General features: G+C 63.5%; 16 protein-coding genes. 10 read left to right on the top strand and 6 right to left on the bottom strand.

Annotated features, from left to right (window positions below):
- Positions 1-82: 82 nt before the first annotated feature.
- Positions 83-823, bottom strand: coding sequence for an osmolarity response regulator transcription factor OmpR (gene ompR, locus ACTJKT_RS22660; RefSeq protein WP_007925257.1), 741 nt, complete (start codon positions 821-823; stop codon positions 83-85).
- Between the two features lie 361 nt (positions 824-1,184).
- Here ompR and ACTJKT_RS22655 point away from each other — a divergent pair, with 361 nt between their 5' ends.
- The 8 genes from ACTJKT_RS22655 (at position 1,185) to ACTJKT_RS22620 (ending at position 10,074) form a co-directional block, all read left to right on the top strand.
- Positions 1,185-3,509 carry a Tex family protein gene (locus ACTJKT_RS22655; protein ID WP_440788656.1) on the top strand — a complete coding sequence of 775 codons (2,325 nt, stop codon included), beginning with the start codon at positions 1,185-1,187 and terminating at the stop codon, positions 3,507-3,509.
- Positions 3,509-3,892 carry a PaaI family thioesterase gene (locus ACTJKT_RS22650; RefSeq protein WP_210475860.1) on the top strand — a complete coding sequence of 128 codons (384 nt, stop codon included), beginning with the start codon at positions 3,509-3,511 and terminating at the stop codon, positions 3,890-3,892. The genes ACTJKT_RS22655 and ACTJKT_RS22650 overlap by 1 nt, the downstream gene beginning before the upstream one ends.
- Positions 3,893-4,185: 293 nt before the next feature.
- Positions 4,186-5,769 (top strand): glutamate--cysteine ligase, encoded by a 1,584-nt coding sequence (gene gshA / locus ACTJKT_RS22645; protein WP_440788655.1) that lies wholly within the window; start codon positions 4,186-4,188, stop codon positions 5,767-5,769.
- A 285-nt stretch (positions 5,770-6,054) separates the two neighbouring features.
- Complete coding sequence (gene tauA, locus ACTJKT_RS22640; RefSeq protein ID WP_440788654.1) at positions 6,055-7,032, top strand: taurine ABC transporter substrate-binding protein; 978 nt, start codon at positions 6,055-6,057, stop codon at positions 7,030-7,032.
- Positions 7,033-7,141: 109 nt separating this feature from the next.
- Positions 7,142-7,936: a taurine ABC transporter ATP-binding subunit gene (gene tauB / locus ACTJKT_RS22635; RefSeq protein WP_023970012.1), complete on the top strand. Its 795-nt coding sequence runs from the start codon at positions 7,142-7,144 to the stop codon at positions 7,934-7,936.
- Positions 7,933-8,772 (top strand): taurine ABC transporter permease TauC, encoded by an 840-nt coding sequence (gene tauC, locus ACTJKT_RS22630; protein ID WP_440788653.1) that lies wholly within the window; start codon positions 7,933-7,935, stop codon positions 8,770-8,772. The genes tauB and tauC overlap by 4 nt, the downstream gene beginning before the upstream one ends.
- A gap of 149 nt (positions 8,773-8,921) precedes the next feature.
- The gene (tauD, locus tag ACTJKT_RS22625; RefSeq protein ID WP_440788652.1) at positions 8,922-9,761 is read left to right on the top strand and encodes a taurine dioxygenase; all 840 of its coding nucleotides are present in this window, start codon (positions 8,922-8,924) and stop codon (positions 9,759-9,761) included.
- Positions 9,762-9,858: 97 nt separating this feature from the next.
- Complete coding sequence (locus ACTJKT_RS22620; RefSeq protein WP_440788651.1) at positions 9,859-10,074, top strand: FitA-like ribbon-helix-helix domain-containing protein; 216 nt, start codon at positions 9,859-9,861, stop codon at positions 10,072-10,074.
- A gap of 193 nt (positions 10,075-10,267) precedes the next feature.
- Here ACTJKT_RS22620 and mgrA read toward each other — a convergent pair whose 3' ends face one another.
- The 4 genes from mgrA to ACTJKT_RS22600 all read right to left on the bottom strand — a co-directional run bounded on the left by mgrA (position 10,268) and on the right by ACTJKT_RS22600 (position 13,523).
- Entirely contained in the window at positions 10,268-11,305 is a 1,038-nt protein-coding gene (gene mgrA, locus ACTJKT_RS22615) for an L-glyceraldehyde 3-phosphate reductase (RefSeq protein ID WP_440788650.1), read from the bottom strand.
- Between the two features lie 589 nt (positions 11,306-11,894).
- Positions 11,895-12,296: a type II toxin-antitoxin system HicB family antitoxin gene (locus tag ACTJKT_RS22610; protein WP_440788707.1), complete on the bottom strand. Its 402-nt coding sequence runs from the start codon at positions 12,294-12,296 to the stop codon at positions 11,895-11,897.
- 29 nt (positions 12,297-12,325) lie between these two features.
- The gene (locus ACTJKT_RS22605) at positions 12,326-12,508 is read right to left on the bottom strand and encodes a type II toxin-antitoxin system HicA family toxin (protein WP_009041685.1); all 183 of its coding nucleotides are present in this window, start codon (positions 12,506-12,508) and stop codon (positions 12,326-12,328) included.
- A 124-nt stretch (positions 12,509-12,632) separates the two neighbouring features.
- Entirely contained in the window at positions 12,633-13,523 is an 891-nt protein-coding gene (locus tag ACTJKT_RS22600; protein ID WP_440788649.1) for a LysR family transcriptional regulator, read from the bottom strand.
- Positions 13,524-13,652: 129 nt separating this feature from the next.
- On the opposite strand from ACTJKT_RS22600, the gene ACTJKT_RS22595 reads away from it, so the two are divergent.
- A complete protein-coding gene (locus ACTJKT_RS22595; protein ID WP_440788648.1) occupies positions 13,653-14,393 on the top strand; it encodes an SDR family oxidoreductase in 741 nt (246 codons plus the stop codon).
- A gap of 169 nt (positions 14,394-14,562) precedes the next feature.
- Complete coding sequence (locus tag ACTJKT_RS22590) at positions 14,563-14,820, top strand: hypothetical protein (RefSeq protein WP_097306138.1); 258 nt, start codon at positions 14,563-14,565, stop codon at positions 14,818-14,820.
- A 75-nt stretch (positions 14,821-14,895) separates the two neighbouring features.
- Here the strand turns inward: ACTJKT_RS22590 and betT are convergent, their stop codons facing one another.
- Positions 14,896-16,860: a choline transporter BetT gene (betT, locus tag ACTJKT_RS22585; RefSeq protein WP_440788706.1), complete on the bottom strand. Its 1,965-nt coding sequence runs from the start codon at positions 16,858-16,860 to the stop codon at positions 14,896-14,898.
- Positions 16,861-16,879 lie beyond the last annotated feature (19 nt).

Here is a 16,879-nt window from a genome sequence, read left to right as displayed (position 1 = left end):
AGCGAGTCGCGCTCGCAGAGTTGCGGAATGCGAGCGCCCGGGTCGTTTGCCGGCCCGGGCGCTCGCTCCTACAAATCATCGGTCACTTGGTGGTGGTGCCATCCGGCACGAACACATAACCCACGCCCCAGACCGTCTGGATATAACGCGGCTTGGACGGATCGGGCTCGATCATCCGGCGCAGGCGGGAGATCTGCACGTCGATGGAACGCTCCAAAGCATCCCACTCGCGGCCACGGGCCAGGTTCATCAGCTTGTCGCGGGTCAGCGGCTGGCGAGCGTTCATCACCAGGGCCTTGAGCACCGCGAACTCACCGGTGGTGAGCATGTGCACTTCGGCGCCGCGCTTGAGTTCGCGGGTGGCCAGGGACAGCTCGTAGTCGCCGAAGGTGACGTTTTCGTCTTCGCTGCCCGGCGCGCCCGGCACCGGAGCCGACTGGCGACGCAGCACGGCCTTGACCCGCGCCATCAGTTCGTCGGGGTTGAACGGCTTGGCCAGGTAATCGTCGGCGCCCAGCTCCAGGCCCTTGATCCGGCTCAGCTCGTCGCCCTTGGCGGTAAGCATGATGATCGGGATCTGGTTGTTCGCACTGCGCAGGCGGCGGCACGCGGTCAGGCCGTCTTCGCCAGGCAGCATCAGGTCGAGGACGACCAGGTTGAATACTTCGCGACCCAGCAGACGGTCCATCTGCTCGGTGTTGGGAACCGCGCGGGCACGGTAGCCCTTGCTGACGAAGAAGCGCTCCAGCAGGCTGCTCAGCCCCGGGTCGTCGTCAACAATAAGAATTTTTTCGCCTTCGGCAGTTTGTGCAGTGCTGCTCATCAGATGCTCCTTTTATCTCGGTGCGCATTATGGCGTAGCTGCCGTTATACGCACCGTGTGCATTGTTAGCAGATTTTTCCTCAACCGCCAGAAAACCCGCCGTCGGCCGCCAGTGGGCCGATACCCCCGAAGACTGGAACGCTGGTTATAATGCGCCGCCTTTTGTGTCAGGCAACCTCTGATCGTTATCGCCCGTGGCCACTTTTTATTTTTCCCGGCCAGGCAGTAATTGTTCGATTTCACGGGTCAACAGGCAGCCTTTTGATCCAGGCAGCGGCGCACGCCAGGCCGCTCAACCAGACTCGACGAGCCCAATTTTCCGTGCCGGCGAGCCTGCTTTGACAATTTTTCAGGTGGTTTTATGGACAGCATCAACAGCCGCATTGCCGAGGAACTCGGTGTACGCCCACAACAGGTCGAAGCGGCCGTCGCTCTATTGGATGAAGGCTCCACCGTGCCCTTCATCGCCCGCTACCGGAAGGAAGTGACCGGCAGCCTCGATGACACCCAACTGCGTCATCTGGAAGAGCGCCTGCGCTACCTGCGAGAACTCGACGAACGGCGCATCAGCATCCTCGCCAGCATCGAGGAACAAGGCAAGCTGACCCCGGAACTGGCCCGCGACATCAAGCTCGCCGACACCAAGACCCGCCTCGAAGACCTCTACCTGCCGTACAAGCAGAAGCGCCGCACCAAGGGCCAGATCGCCCTGGAAGCCGGCCTCGGCGAACTGGCGGACGGCCTGTTCAACGACCCAAGCCTGACCCCGGAAAGCGAAGCCGCGCGCTTTGTCGACGCCGAAAAAGGCGTGGCCGATGTGAAGGCCGCACTGGAAGGCGCCAAGTACATCCTCATGGAGCGTTTCGCCGAAGACGCCAGCCTGCTGGACAAGCTGCGCAACTTCCTCAAGCAGGAAGCCACCCTCAGTGCCCGCGTGATCGCCGGCAAGGAAGAGGAAGGCGCCAAGTTCCGCGACTACTTCGAACACGACGAACCGCTGAAGAGCATGCCGTCGCACCGCGCCCTGGCGATTTTCCGTGGCCGCAACGAAGGCATCCTCAGCTCCGCGCTGAAAGTCGGCGACGAACTGCCGGGCACCATGCACCCATGCGAAGGCATGATCGGCCAGCAGGTCGGCATCCAGAACCAGAACCGCCCGGCGGACAAATGGCTGGGTGAAGTGGTGCGCTGGACCTGGAAGGTCAAGCTCTACACCCACCTGGAAACCGACCTGCTGGGCGAGCTGCGCGACAGCGCCGAAACCGAGGCGATCAACGTCTTCGCCCACAACCTGCACGACCTGCTGCTGGCCGCGCCGGCCGGCCCGCGCGCGACCCTGGGCCTCGACCCGGGCCTGCGCACCGGCTGCAAGGTGGCGGTGGTGGATGCCACCGGCAAGCTGCTGGACCACGCCACCGTTTACCCCCACGTGCCGCACAACAAATGGGACCAGACCATCGCCGTGCTGGCCGCGCTGTGCGCCAAGCACTCGGTGGACCTGATCGCCATCGGCAACGGCACCGCCAGCCGGGAAACCGACAAGCTGGCCGCCGAGCTGATCAAGAAATACCCGGCCATGCGCATGACCAAGGTCATGGTCTCCGAGGCGGGCGCTTCGGTGTACTCGGCGTCGGAACTGGCCGCCAAGGAATTCCCTGATCTCGACGTGTCGATCCGTGGCGCGGTGTCCATCGCCCGCCGCCTGCAGGACCCGCTGGCCGAGCTGGTGAAGATCGATCCGAAATCCATCGGCGTCGGCCAGTACCAGCACGACGTGTCGCAACTGAAGCTGGCCCGTGGCCTGGATGCGGTGGTCGAGGACTGCGTGAACGCCGTCGGCGTGGACGTCAACACCGCGTCGGTGGCCCTGTTGGCGCGGATCTCCGGCCTCAACACCACCCTGGCACAGAACATCGTCAGCCACCGCGATGAAAACGGTGCGTTCAAGACCCGCGCCGCGCTGAAGAAGGTTGCCCGCCTGGGTGAAAAGACCTTCGAACAGGCCGCCGGCTTCCTCCGTGTGATGAACGGCGACAACCCGCTGGACGCGTCCGCGGTGCACCCGGAAGCCTACCCGCTGGTGCAGCGCATCGCCGCCGAGACCGACCGCGACATCCGCTCGCTGATCGGCGACAGCGGCTTCCTCAAGCGCCTGGATCCGAAGAAGTTCACCGACGAGACCTTCGGCCTGCCGACTGTCACCGACATCCTCCAGGAACTGGACAAACCCGGCCGCGACCCGCGTCCCGAGTTCAAGACCGCCGAGTTCCAAGAAGGCGTCGAAGACCTCAAGGACCTGCAACTGGGGATGATCCTCGAAGGCGTGGTGACCAACGTCACCAACTTCGGCGCCTTCGTCGACATCGGCGTGCACCAGGACGGCCTGGTGCACATCTCGGCGCTGTCGGAGAAGTTCATCAAGGACCCGCGTGAGGCGGTGAAGGCCGGTGACGTGGTCAAGGTCAAGGTCATGGAAGTCGACATCCCGCGCAAACGCGTCGGCCTGTCGATGCGCATGAGCGACACCCCGGGCGAGAAGATCGACGGCGCTCGCGGTTCGCGTCCAGGCTCGGCGCCGCGCTCGTCGGGCAACAGCGCCCCGCGCAAGGAAACTGTGGCTGCGGCTCCGACCAACAACGCCATGGCTTCGCTGTTCGCCAACGCCAAGCAGTTGAAGAAACGCTGATGGAGATCCCGGCCGGCTTGACCGAAAGCGCGTTCAGCCAACTGCTCGGCTGCCGTCTGCAGCGCCTGGAGGTCGGGGAAGCCGACGTCGCCCTGACGCTGACGCCGCAGCTGCGCAATCGCGGCCAGAAGCTGCACGGCGGGGCGATCTTCAGCCTGGTCGACATTGCCATGGGGCTGGCCTGTTCCAGCGCCCACGGCTTCGACCAGCAGAGCGCGACCATCGAGTGCAAGATCAACTACATCCGCGCCGTCGCCGAGGGCGACGTGGTCTGCCACGCCCGGGTGATCCACCCGGGCCGCCGCACCCTGGTGGTCGAGGCCGATGTGATGCAAGGCGACAAACTGGTCGCCAAGGCACAAGGCACGTTCGCGGTCCTCTGAGGGCCCCTTTGGTGACAGCCACGACGCCAATTCGTCCGCTAGCGACGCGGCCCGCCTTCGAACATCGACAAACCTAGCTCCCCGTCATCGATTTGAGTTAATTTCGGCGCTGCGAAAGCGGCGTCGGAGTTTTCTGCCTGCGCTAAAGCCAGATTCAGGGATGAAGCGTGGTGCTTGCAAAACAGGGCCAGGCCGGCTCAACGACCAGGCGAAAACGCCAGTTTCAACTTCACCCTTGTAGACCGTCCTGCCCACCCCCATATTGGGGCGACTGACGCGTGAAGGAATCCAACTTGAGCGAACTTCTCAACCGCCGCCTGGCTCTGCTCGGCGAGCGCGCTAACCTCTCCCTGCTCGAGCAGTGCCTGCACGGTATCGAGCGCGAATGCCTGCGCGTGACCGGCGAAGCGCGCCTGGCCCAGACCCCGCACCCGGAAGAACTGGGTTCCGCGCTGACCAACGAACAGATCACCACCGATTATTCCGAGTCGCTGCTGGAGTTCATCACCCCGGCCCTGTCCGATCCGGCGGATACCCTGGCCAGCCTCGACAAGATTCACCGTTTCGCCTACAGCAAGCTCGGCAACGAGTACCTGTGGAGTCCATCGATGCCGTGCCCGTTGCCGGCCGAGGAAGACATCCCGATCGCCTATTACGGCACCTCCAACATCGGCCAGCTCAAGTATGTGTACCGCAAGGGCCTGGCCCTGCGTTACGGCAAGACCATGCAGTGCATCGCCGGGATCCACTACAACTTCTCCCTGCCGGAGCAGCTCTGGCCGCTGCTCAAGCAGGCCGAAGGCTTCGTCGGCAGCGACCGCGACTATCAGTCGTCGGCGTACATCGCGCTGATCCGCAACTTCCGTCGCTACAGCTGGCTGCTGATGTACCTGTTCGGCGCCTCGCCGGCGCTGGACGCGGGCTTCCTGCGCGGGCGCTCGCACCAGCTGGAACAGCTGGACGCCGAGACCCTGTACCTGCCGTACGCCACCAGCCTGCGCATGAGCGACCTGGGCTACCAGAGCAACGCCCAGGCCGGCCTGACCCCTTGCTACAACGACCTGAACAGCTACACCGACAGCCTGCGCAGGGCCGTCGCCACGCCGTACGCGCCTTATGTGGAGATCGGCACCCACCAGGACGGTGAGTGGGTCCAGCTCAACACCAACATCCTGCAGATCGAAAACGAGTACTACTCCAACATCCGCCCGAAACGCGTGACCTACACCGGCGAGCGGCCGATCCAGGCGCTGATGGCCCGTGGCATCCAGTACGTCGAAGTGCGTTGCCTGGACATCAACCCGTTCCTGCCGATGGGCATCGACGTGCAGGAAGCTCGCTTCCTCGACGCCTTCCTGCTGTATTGCGCGCTCAACGAAAGCCCGCTGCTGGAGAACAACGAGTGCGGCAACGCCACCTCGAACTTCCTCAAGGTGGTCAAGGAAGGACGCCGTCCGGGCCTGCACTTGCTGCACCAGGGACAGCTGGTGGACCTCAAGGAATGGGCCGGCGAACTGCTGGAAAAGATCGCGCCGCTGGCCGCCCTGCTCGACCGCAGCCACGGTGGCGACGCCCACAGCAAGGCGCTGGACGACCAGCTGGCCAAGGTCAAGGATGCGTCCCTGACGCCTTCGGCCCAGGTCCTGGCCGCCATGCAGGAGCACAAGGAAAGTTTCAGCCAGTTCTCCCTGCGCCAGAGCCTGGCCCACTCCGAGTTCTTCCGCAGCGAGTCCCTGGACAAGGAAGACCAGGCGCGTTTCGAAGAAGCGGCGCGCAGCTCCCTGCAACAACAGGCCGAGCTGGAACAGAACGAAGTCGGCGATTTCGACGTGTTTGTCGGCTCGTATCAGGCAAGTATCCTGGCGATCAGCAACTAAGCGCCTGCGGCGCTTATCGCGGGCAAGCCTCGCTCCTACGGGAGCGAGCAACTGATAGACACACCGCGCCGCCTACATCGCGAGCAAGCTTCGCTCCTACACAGCGCTGTTCTGTAGGAGCGAGGCTTGCCCGCGATGGAGCGCAAAGCGCTCCCCCTCAAAAAAGTGCTCTCTTTAGAAGATTCCTCTTTTAAGCTAATTCTAAAAAGTTATTTATTTTTAGATTCTTAGATCATTTAGTCTCCTCCCACGTCCACACTTGGTCGCCTGCTGAGGAGCTTCATGATGAAACTGCACTTTCCCCTTCGCCTCCTGGCGGCCGTCTCCCTGGCCACCGCGAGCTTCTTCGCCCAGGCAGCCGACGTCACCGTCGCCTACCAGACCACCGTCGATCCAGCGAAAGTCGCCCAGGCCGACGGCACCTACGAAAAAGTCACCCAGGCCAAGATCGACTGGCGCAAGTTCGACAACGGCGCCGACATCATCGCCGCCATCGCGTCGGGCGATGTGCAGATCGGCTACCTCGGTTCCAGCCCGCTGACCGCCGCGATCACCCGCAAGGTGCCGGTGGAAACCTTCCTTATCGCCACCCAGATCGGCGCCGCCGAAGCCCTGGTGGCCCGCGACGGGTCCGGGATCAAGACGCCCCAGGACCTGGTCGGCAAGAAAGTCGCCGTGCCCTTCGTTTCCACCGGCCACTACAGCCTGCTGGCCGCGCTCAAGCACTGGAAAATCGACCCGGCGAAAGTACAGATTCTCAACCTCGCGCCACCGGCGATCATCGCCGCCTGGAAGCGCGGCGACATCGACGCCACCTACGTCTGGGACCCGGCGCTGGGCGTGGCCAAGGAAAACGGCAAGGTGCTGATCACCTCCGGCGAACTGGCCCAGTTCGGCGCGCCGACCTTTGATGCCTGGATCGTGCGCAAGGACTTCGCCGAGAAGCACCCGCAAATCGTCACCGCCTTCGCCAAGGTGACCCTGGATGCCTATGCCGATTACCGCAAGGACCCAAAAGCCTGGCTGGCCGAGCAGAGCAACGTCGACAAGCTGGTGAAACTCTCCGGCGCCAAGGCCAGCGACATTCCGCTGCTGTTGCAGAGCAACGTCTACCCGCTGGCGGCCGACCAGGTCATCAGCCTTGGCGCGCCGACCACCAAGGCCATCACCGACACCGCGGTGTTCCTCAAGGAGCAAGGCAAGGTCGAGGCGGTTCTGCCGGACTACGCGCCGTACGTCAGCGCCAAGTACATCACCAACTGAAGGTTCGCCGCAGAAGTCGCCGGGCCCAGGCCCGGCGCTTCTCGTAGCACGTCTTGCACCTGCAAAAGCAGCATCTAAAAAGGCTGCATCTAATAAGGAGAGCGCCGCCATGGCCTTGCTACAACTGGAGCGCATCAGCGCACAGTACCCCGGCGCCGCCGAACCGGTGCTGGCGGATATTTCCCTGACGCTCGGGCCCCAGCAGCTGCTGGTCGCCCTCGGCCCTTCCGGCAGTGGCAAGACTTCGTTGTTGAACCTGATCGCCGGTTTCGTCGAACCCAGCGCCGGGCGCATCACCCTGGATGGCGTGCCGGTTGCCGGCCCGAGCGCCGAACGCGGCGTGGTGTTCCAGGACGATGCCCTGCTGCCCTGGCAGGACGTACTGGCCAACGTCGGTTTCGGCCTCGAACTGGCCGGCATCGCCCGCGACCAACGTGAAGCCCGCGCCCGGGAAATGCTCGCCCTGGTGGACCTGGCCGGCTTCGACAAGCGGCGCATCTGGCAGCTCTCCGGCGGACAACGCCAGCGTGTAGGCCTGGCCCGCGCCCTGGCCGCTGACCCACGGGTACTGCTGATGGACGAGCCCTTCGGCGCCCTCGATGCCTTCACCCGCGAGCAGATGCAGGAGCTGTTGCTGCAAGTCTGGCAACGCACTGCCAAGCCGGTGTTCCTGATTACCCACGACATCGAGGAGGCGGTGTTCCTCGCCACCGACCTGATCCTGCTGGCGCCCAACCCGGGGCAGATCGTCGAGCGCTTGAGCCTGGACTTCGGCCGGCGTTACGCGGCCGGCGAATCGGCCCGGGCAATCAAATCCGACCCGCGCTTTATCGAAACCCGCGAACACGTGCTGGCCCGGGTGTTCTCCCAACGCAGTGCCGTCTTGCGGCAGGAGCGCGCATGAACAGCTACGACCTCCCGGCCACCACGACCAAAGCCGCCACCCCACGCACCGCGGCGCCCCTGCGCCGCAGCCTGAGCACCCGCTGGATCAGCGTGCTGACCCTGGTGGTCCTGCTCGCCCTGTGGTGGGCGGTGACGGCCAGCGGCCTGATCGAACCGCTGTTCCTGCCGCCACCTTCCGCCGTGCTGCAAAAGGGCTGGCTGCTGGTCACCAGCGGCTATATGGATTCCACCCTGTGGCAGCACCTGGGCGCGAGCCTCGGACGCATCGGCCTGGCCCTGGGTTTTGCCGTGCTGACCGCGATTCCGGTGGGCATCGCCATCGGCCACAACCGCATCGCCCGTGGCGTGCTGGACCCGCTGATCGAGTTCTACCGGCCGATTCCACCCCTGGCCTACCTGCCGCTGATCGTCATCTGGTGCGGCATCGGCGAGCTGTCCAAGGTGCTGCTGATCTACCTGGCGATCTTCGCCCCGATCGCCATCGCCACCGCCACCGGCGTGCGCACCGTGGACCCGACCCGGCTGCGCGCCGCGCAGTCCCTGGGTGCGACCCGGGCCCAGCTGATTCGCCATGTGATCCTGCCCAGCGCCCTGCCGGACATCCTCACCGGCGTGCGCATCGGCCTCGGGGTGGGCTGGTCGACCCTGGTCGCCTCCGAACTGATCGCCGCCACCAGCGGCCTGGGGTTCATGGTGCAGTCCGCCGCGCAGTTCCTGGTCACCGATGTGGTGGTGCTGGGGATCCTGGTCATCGCCCTGATCGCCTTCGCCATGGAAATGGGCCTGCGCGCCCTGCAGCGCAAGCTGGTGCCCTGGCATGGCCAGGCCCATTGAAACCCCGATAACCCTGTAGCNTTTTGCGAGCGCTTTGCGCTCGATCGCAGCCTCGCCGGGGCTCGGCAGCGGCTACAGGGGTAGCGGGCAAGATTTCTTACAGACAGAACTGACCACGCCGGCAATTCGGCGCTCCATTCGAGAACGACATGAGCCTGACCATCACCCCTTTAAGCTCCGCCCTGGGCGCCCAGATCAGTGGCGTCGACATCAGCCAGCCACTGGCCAGCGAACAGCGCGATACCATCGAGCAGGCGCTGCTCCAGCATCAGGTGCTGTTCTTCCGCGACCAGCCGATCGACCCGCAGCAACAGGCGCGCTTCGCGGCGAACTTTGGCGACCTGCATATCCATCCGATCTACCCCAACGTGCCGGAACAGCCGGAAGTGCTGATCCTCGACACCGCGGAAACCGATGTGCGCGACAACGCCATCTGGCACACCGACGTGACCTTCCTGCCGACCCCGGCCCTGGGCGCGGTGCTCAGCGCCAAGCTGTTGCCAACCTACGGCGGCGATACCCTGTGGGCCAGCGGCATCGCGGCCTATGAGGCGCTCTCGGAGCCGATGAAGAAGCTGCTGCAAGGCCTGACCGCGACTCACGAGTTCATCAAGTCCTTTCCCCTGGAACGCTTCGGCAATACCCCGGAGGGCCTGGCGCGCTGGGAAGAAGCCAAGCGGAAAAACCCGCCGCTGTCGCACCCGGTGATCCGCACCCACCCGGTCAGCGGACGCAAGTCGCTGTTCGTCAACGAAGGCTTCACGACCAGGATCAACGAGCTGTCGGACAGCGAAAGCGAAGTCATCCTGAAACTGCTGTTCGCCCACGCCACCCGCCCGGAATTCACCATCCGCTGGCGCTGGCAGACCAACGACGTGGCCTTCTGGGACAACCGCGTGACCCAGCACTACGCGGTCGACGACTACCGCCCGCAACGCCGCGTGATGCACCGCGCGACGATTCTTGGGGATGTGCCGTTTTTTCGTTGAGTCTACTTGGGAGAAATCTGAATAAGACCGAGGGCGGCCCAGATCAGGGCCGCCGATGTTAGCTTCTCGATTTCTTGCGAGTTGAGAGGTGCCTCTCATGACCATTGCCCTATACAAGCTCATCGGCCCGATCATGTTGCCTCTGCAAAAACAGACGACATCCCACGGATATTCGATAGAAGAGGAAGCACGCCAGATACTGCTCAAGGCCTTCCCTCAAGAAATCGACATCCGGAGTCTTGGCAGCCGAATCCGTACCCGCTTTGGCGAATGCAACGGGGTTGAACTTGAATTGCCAAGTCGCAATCCCTGACAAATAGAATTTGCCTGCCCCTCCATGAAGAGGCGCTTCCCTTCATTACAGCTACAGCTGGATTCCGCCCTGCTCCAAGTAGGAGCGAAGCTTGCTCGCGATAGCGGTATGCCTGACACCACACACCGCCTCGATCGCCGGCAAGCCTGGCTCCTACAGAAGCCGCGATAGCCTCACAACCCGCAGGCAGGTTTCACTCCGCGGTTGAAGGTTTCTCCCACAGATTGATCCCGCCTTCCCGGGCGAAACGATCGATCTCTGCCAGTTCTTCCGCGCTGAAGTTCAGGTTCTGCAACGCCCCGACGTTCTCGACTATCTGCTCTGGCCGGCTGGCACCGATCAGGGCCGAGGTCACCCGCGGGTCGCGCAGGGTCCAGGCCAGGGCCAGTTGCGCCAGGCTCTGGCCGCGACGCTTGGCGATTTCGTTTAGGGCGCGCACCTGGGCGAGGTTGGCTTCGGACAGGTGCGAGGCTTGCAGCGAACCACCGCCCGGGCGATTGACCCGCGCGTCCTCGGGAACGCCATTGAGGTACTTGTCGGTCAGCAACCCCTGAGCCAAAGGCGTGAAGGCGATCACCCCGGCGCCGAGCTCGTCGGTGGTGTCCAGCAGGTCTTTCTCCACCCAGCGGTTGAGCAGGTTATAGGCCGGCTGGTGGATCAGCAGCGGCACCTTCCACTCCTTGAGCAGGGCGGCGATCTCGCGGGTTTTCACCCCGGAATAGGACGAGATGCCAATGTACAGCGCCTTGCCCTGCTGCACCGCGGTGGCCAGGGCGCTGGCGGTTTCTTCCAGCGGGGTGTCCGGGTCGAAGCGGTGGGAATAGAAGATATCCACATAGTCCAGGCCCAGGCGTTGCAGGCTCTGGTCGAGGCTGGCCAGCACGTACTTGCGCGAGCCACCGCCCTGGCCATAGGGACCGGGCCACATGTCCCAGCCGGCTTTGCTGGAGATGATCAGCTCGTCGCGGTAGTGCTTGAAGTCTTCACGCAGCAGGCGACCGAAGTTGATCTCGGCACTGCCATAGGGCGGGCCGTAGTTGTTGGCCAGGTCGAAGTGGTTGATGCCCAGGTCGAAGGCGGTGCGCAACAACGAACGCTGGGTGTCGATCGGCGTGCTGTCGCCGAAGTTGTGCCACAGGCCCAGGGACAGCGCCGGCAGCACCAGGCCGCTGCGTCCGACGCGGCGGTAGGGAATGGAGTCGTAGCGGTTTTCGGCAGCAAGGTAAGTCATCGAACCCTCTCTATTTATCCTGAACACCCAGGTTTAAGCACATGCACATTGGTGCAGGGCAAGCGCCCTCGCAACTTCTGAATCAGCGGAGCGCCTGAACGTTGCCCAGCATACGCCCAGGCGAGATCGCGGCCACTTCAGGATCGGCCAATGACTGAAACCATCTGACACCTGCTGGCGGAACGCCCGGACACGACATTGGCACAGCACTGCTGCCGAAATGAAATGACCAGAAAACAGAAGGAAAATATGACAATAGAAATATTTTATTACGTACCACGTAATACAGTACGAAATCGTCGCTCAGAGGCAGCCTCGATCGACGCAATATCCCGGTTAATGGCAATGCTGGCTGGGAGCAGGAATAAGGGGCGAAAACACCGGAAACACAGGGCCCTGTCGGTGCCGGCGCTGCCTGGAAAAGCCAGGAATACGGCATCGAACAAAGCGCTGCATCAGTTGTTTATAGACGGTAAAACACCGCCCTGCCGGGCCGAACCGAAGGTTCCCAAGCCTGGGCGGTACAGGAAAATTGCCGAGGGGCAGATGCCAGGCATGCCCCCATGAGGACCATGGGGACGGGCAATGCCTAGGCGGAGAGCTCGCGTAGTGCCGCTGCCGCGAGAAAACCCGAGCGCGAACGGTAACGCTGGTCGCGCTTCACTGTCTGGTCGATGCGCTCCAACAGTTGCTCCGGCAACGTCGCATTGAAACGCACCGCCTTGCCGAAGTAAGGCGTGATATCGAACTCGACTACCCCCCATACGCCGCCGGCGTAGTCGGGATTGTCGATATGCGCGTCGACCTCATGCACCTGGGGCAGCGGCTCACCATCGGCGACCAGGCCTTCGTAATGCAGCGACAAGGCCTCTTTCACATTCTCGAAGGCTTGCGCAGCGGTATGGCCGGCGGAAAAACAGCCCGGCACATCGGGGACGATAACCCCGTACTCGGAGTCGGCATCCTTGTGCAGCACGACCGGGAATTTCATCTCGTTGACCTCTTCGTTCAAGGCCGGCCTCATTTCAGGCCCGCCTGTTTCAAGATGCTGTGGATCGTGCCCCTGGGCAGATCCGCATCCGGGTGAGGGATAGTGACCCGCCCCGGCTTGTGCAGATGCTTGTACTGGTGATGACTGCCTTTGACCGCGATCAGATACCACCCGTCCTCCTCGATCATCCTGATCAGTTCCCGACTGCGCATTGCCGTGTCCTTTCGATACGTCCCGAAAAGCCACAATACCCAGCCGAAGGCGAACAATACACACTATACACATCTGGATAAGCAATACAGAAAGCGGCGATGACCGGCGCCGCCCTGGCACTGCTCAGACCGCCCTGGCGAAAACCTCCGCCAACCAGTCGACGAACACCCGCACCCGTGGCGACATCTGGCGGTTGTGCGGGTACAGCACGGAAACCGGCATGGGGGGCGGCGGCGTGTCAGTGAGGATTTCCTGCACCAGCCCCTGGGAAATCTGCTGCACCATGCGATAGCGCGGGCACTGGATGATGCCCAGCCCGGCCACGGCCGAGGCGGCGTAGATCTCGGCGCCGAACACCGACAGCGCGCCATCGATGGCGACTTCCCGCAGTTCGCCATCGACCATGAATTCGAAGGGGAACAGCTTGGCCGTAGTGCGCGAGACGTAGTTCACCGCACGGTGCCGCGACAGCTCGTCGAGGCTCTTCGGCTCGCCGTATTTGCGCAGGTACGCCGGGCTGGCACAGGTGATCTGCTGCAGGCTGGCCACGCGCCGGCCGATCAGCGACGAGTCCCCCAGGGTGCCGGCGCGCAGCACGCAGTCCACCCCTTCGGCGATCAGGTCGACAAAACGATCGGCCTCGCTGATGGACAACTCGATCTCCGGGTAGCGCGCCATGAACTCGGGCAAGGCCGGAATCACAAAGTACTTGGCCAGGGTGCCATGCAGATCGACCCGCAAACGCCCTTTCGGCGCCACAGTGCGAAATGCCAGCTCGGCCTCTTCCAGCTCCGCCAGCAACTGTACGCAGCGCAGGTAATAGGCCTCGCCGTCGAGGGTCGGGCGCACGCGGCGGGTACTGCGCTCCAGCAAGCGGGTGCCGAGCCAGGCTTCGAACTGGTTGAGGGTATGGGTCAGGGTCGCGCGCGGCAGGTTCAGGTCGTCGGCGGCCAGGGTGAAGCTGCTGCGCTCGTAGATCCGCACGAACACCTTCATCGCTTTGACTTGATCCACGATTGGCTCCCGGGCAGTTGATTGTTGGCGATTATTGAACAGTAAAGCCAACCCTGGCGCATTTATCGCCCAGGGTAAACATGTGAACCTGCTTCCACACCCCAGCCGTTACCCAGAAGGAAATTCGCCATGACTACCCAGACTTCGAAAGTGGCCATCGTGACCGGCGCCTCCCGCGGCATCGGCGCGGTCATCGCCAGACAACTGGCCAACGAAGGTTTCGCCGTCGCCATCAACTACGCCAGCAGCGCCACCGAGGCCTCGGCCCTGGTGGTGGAACTGCGCCAGGCCGGCCACCGGGCCATAGCGATCAAGGCCGACGTGGCCAATGCCGATGACGTGCGCCGCTTGTTCGACGAGGCCGAAACCCAACTGGGCAAGGTCGACGTGCTGATCAACAACGCCGGTATTCTCAAGGTCCTGCCGCTGGCGCAACACAGCGACGAGCTGTTCGAACAGACCTTCGCCATCAATACCCGCGGCACCTTCAACACCCTGCGCGAAGCCGCCACCCGCTTGAACGCCGGCGGGCGCATCGTCAACTTCTCCAGCAGCACCGTCGGCCTCAACCTGCCGGGCTACGCCGTGTACATCGCCAGCAAGGCGGCGGTGGAATCCCTGACCCAGGTGTTCGCCAAGGAACTGCGCGGTCGCAACATCACCGTCAACGCTGTCGCCCCCGGCCCGGTGGCCACCGAATTGTTCCTGCACGGCAAGAGCGAAGAGCAGATCCAGAACTTCGCCAAGATGCCGCCCCTGGAGCGCCTCGGTCAGCCGGAAGACATCGCCAGCGTCATCGCCTTCCTGGTCAGCCCGGCGGCCGCCTGGGTCAACGGGCAGATCCTGCGCGCCAACGGCGGGCTTGTCTGAGCCCAGGCCTTTTACTGCCGGGAACGGTGATTCGGGGACGGATCGATTTCCCCGGCAGGACATCGCGCCCTCGACCACACTTCTGATCAGCAGGTTGGAAAGGACATCGCGAGCCTGCCCGCGATAACCGCATCAAGGCCAACCCTGAATCCCCCGCGAGGACTTCATCATGCACACCGCGATCATCACCTCCTTCGGTCTGGTCCTCCTGGCGCTGATGCTGTTTATCGGCGAAAAAATCGGCCTCGGCCGCCAGATCCTGGCCTACAGCTTCGTCGTGCTCTGGCTGGCGCTGACGGTGATCAATGGCGCGGTGGGCATGGTCCACGCCGGCCAGTCCCTGAGCACGGAGCTGGCGGTCGGCAGTGTGGTATTCGGCGTGCCGGTGGCGGCGCTGGTGCTGTTCACGGTAATGAGCCCGGCCTGAGGGCCCTGATCGCGGGNACCTGTAGGAGCGAGGCTTGCCCGCGATGGTGGTGGCACAAACGCCACCGCCCCGCGATCAACGCACCAGGTGCAGGAACTGCATATGGCGTTCGTACTGGTCGAGGATGTCGTTGATGATCTGCTCCTTGCTGTAGCCCATCAGGTCGTAGTCCTGGCTACCCTCGGCCAGGTGCACTTCGGCCCGGTAGTAACGCCGGTTGCGCATCTCCTTGGGGCCCATGCCGCCACGGGCGAAGGACGGGGTGAAGTAGCCGCGCATCTGCACCTGATAGACGAAGGGATGCTGGTCGCCATGGCCGATTTCCAGGCTGACGTTGTCGTTGGCCGGGTCCGGCTGGGTGATCACGTTCAGGCCTTTCTCGACGAACACCGCAGTCACTTCTTCGATGGCCGGGCGCACCGTCTGATCGAGGAAGCGATACACCTCGTCGCGTGACGGGAAATGCACCGCCTGGCTCAGGCGCTGGCGCCAGCCGCCCTTGCCGCGACGCGAGGACGACGACACCGGCGCCAGCGAATGCAACTGGGCGATCTGCTTCTGCGATTCGAGGTAGAAGGCCTTGTGCAGCCCCCACATCATCAGCAGCAGGATCATCGAAAACGGCAGCGAAGTCAGCACCACCGCCGACTTCAGCGAGTCGATGCTGCCGGCGAACAGCAGCGCGCTGGTGACCAGCGCGGTCATCGCGCCCCAGAACACCCGTAGCCATTTCGGCCCGTCTTCGTCGGCGTTGCCGCCACGGGCCGAAAGAGTCGAGAGCACCACAGTACCGGAGTCGGCCGAGGTGACGAAAAACACGAAGCTGATGAACACCGTCACGGCGATGACGGTCTTGCTCCAAGGGTAGGTTTCCAGCAGCAGGTAGAGGGTCATCGAGGGGTTCTCGATGGCCGACATGCCCAGCGCGCTCATGCCGTGGTTGAGCACCTGGTCGATGGCGCTGTTGCCGAAGATCGACATCCAGGCCAGGGTGAAGCCCAGGGGAATCAACAGCACGCCGAACACGAATTCGCGGATGGTCCGGCCACGGGAAATCCGCGCGATGAACAGGCCCACGAACGGCGACCATGCGATCCACCAGGCCCAGTAGAAGACGGTCCAGCCACCCAGCCAATCGCTGGGTTCGTCATAGGCGTAGAGGTCGAAGCTCTTGGTCGGCAAGGCGCCGAGGTAATCGCCGAGGTTCTGGATCAGGGTGTTGAGCAGGTGCTGGGTGGGACCGGCGAACAGCACGAACAGCAGCAGCGCACAGGCCAGCAGCATGTTGATGTCGGACATCACCCGCACGCCCTTGTCGACGCCGGACACCGCAACGATGATCGCCGCGCCCATCATCAGGCTGATCAGGCCCACCTGGACCCACTGGGTGTGGGCGATGCCGAACAGGTAGTCTAGGCCGGAGTTGAGGTGCAGCACGCCAAAGCCCATGTCGGCGCCGAGGCCGAACACCGTGGCGATGATGCCGAAGCCATCCACCGCGTAGCCGATGGGGCCGTTGATGCGCTTGCCGATCAGCGGGTACAGCGCCGAACGCAGGGCCAGCGGCAGGTTATGCCGGTAGGCGAAATACGCCAGGGCCATGCCGACGAAGGCGAACACGCCCCAGCCGTGCAGGCCCCAGTGCAGGAAGAGAATCTGCATGGCCTGGCGCGCCGCGTCCGCGGTCCCGGCCTCGCCCTGGGGCGGTTGCAGCATATGGGTCAAAGGTTCCGAGACGCAGAAGAAAAACAGCGTGATGCTGATCCCGGCGGCGAACAGCATGCCGGCCCAGGACAGGTAACTGAATTCGGGTTCGTCGTGGTCGGCACCGAGCTTGATCTTGCCGTAGCCGGACAAGGCGGTGACCACCACGAAGACCAGGTACAGGGTCATGGCCAGCATGTAGTACCAGCCGACCGTATTGGCCGCCCAGTTTTGCGCAGCCAGCAACCAGGCGCCGGCTTGTTCCGGCAGGGCAATGACCACCAGGCCGAAGGCCAGGATAAAGCTCGCGGCGAAGTAGAACACCGGCGGATTCATGCGGATCAGGCCGCTGGCG

It is taken from the genome of Pseudomonas sp. 22526 (assembly GCF_052044735.1).
GTDB classification, from domain to species: Bacteria; Pseudomonadota; Gammaproteobacteria; order Pseudomonadales; family Pseudomonadaceae; genus Aquipseudomonas; species Aquipseudomonas piscium.
Note: the sequence above shows the minus strand (reverse complement) of the source record. Positions and strands in the feature narration are given on the sequence as shown.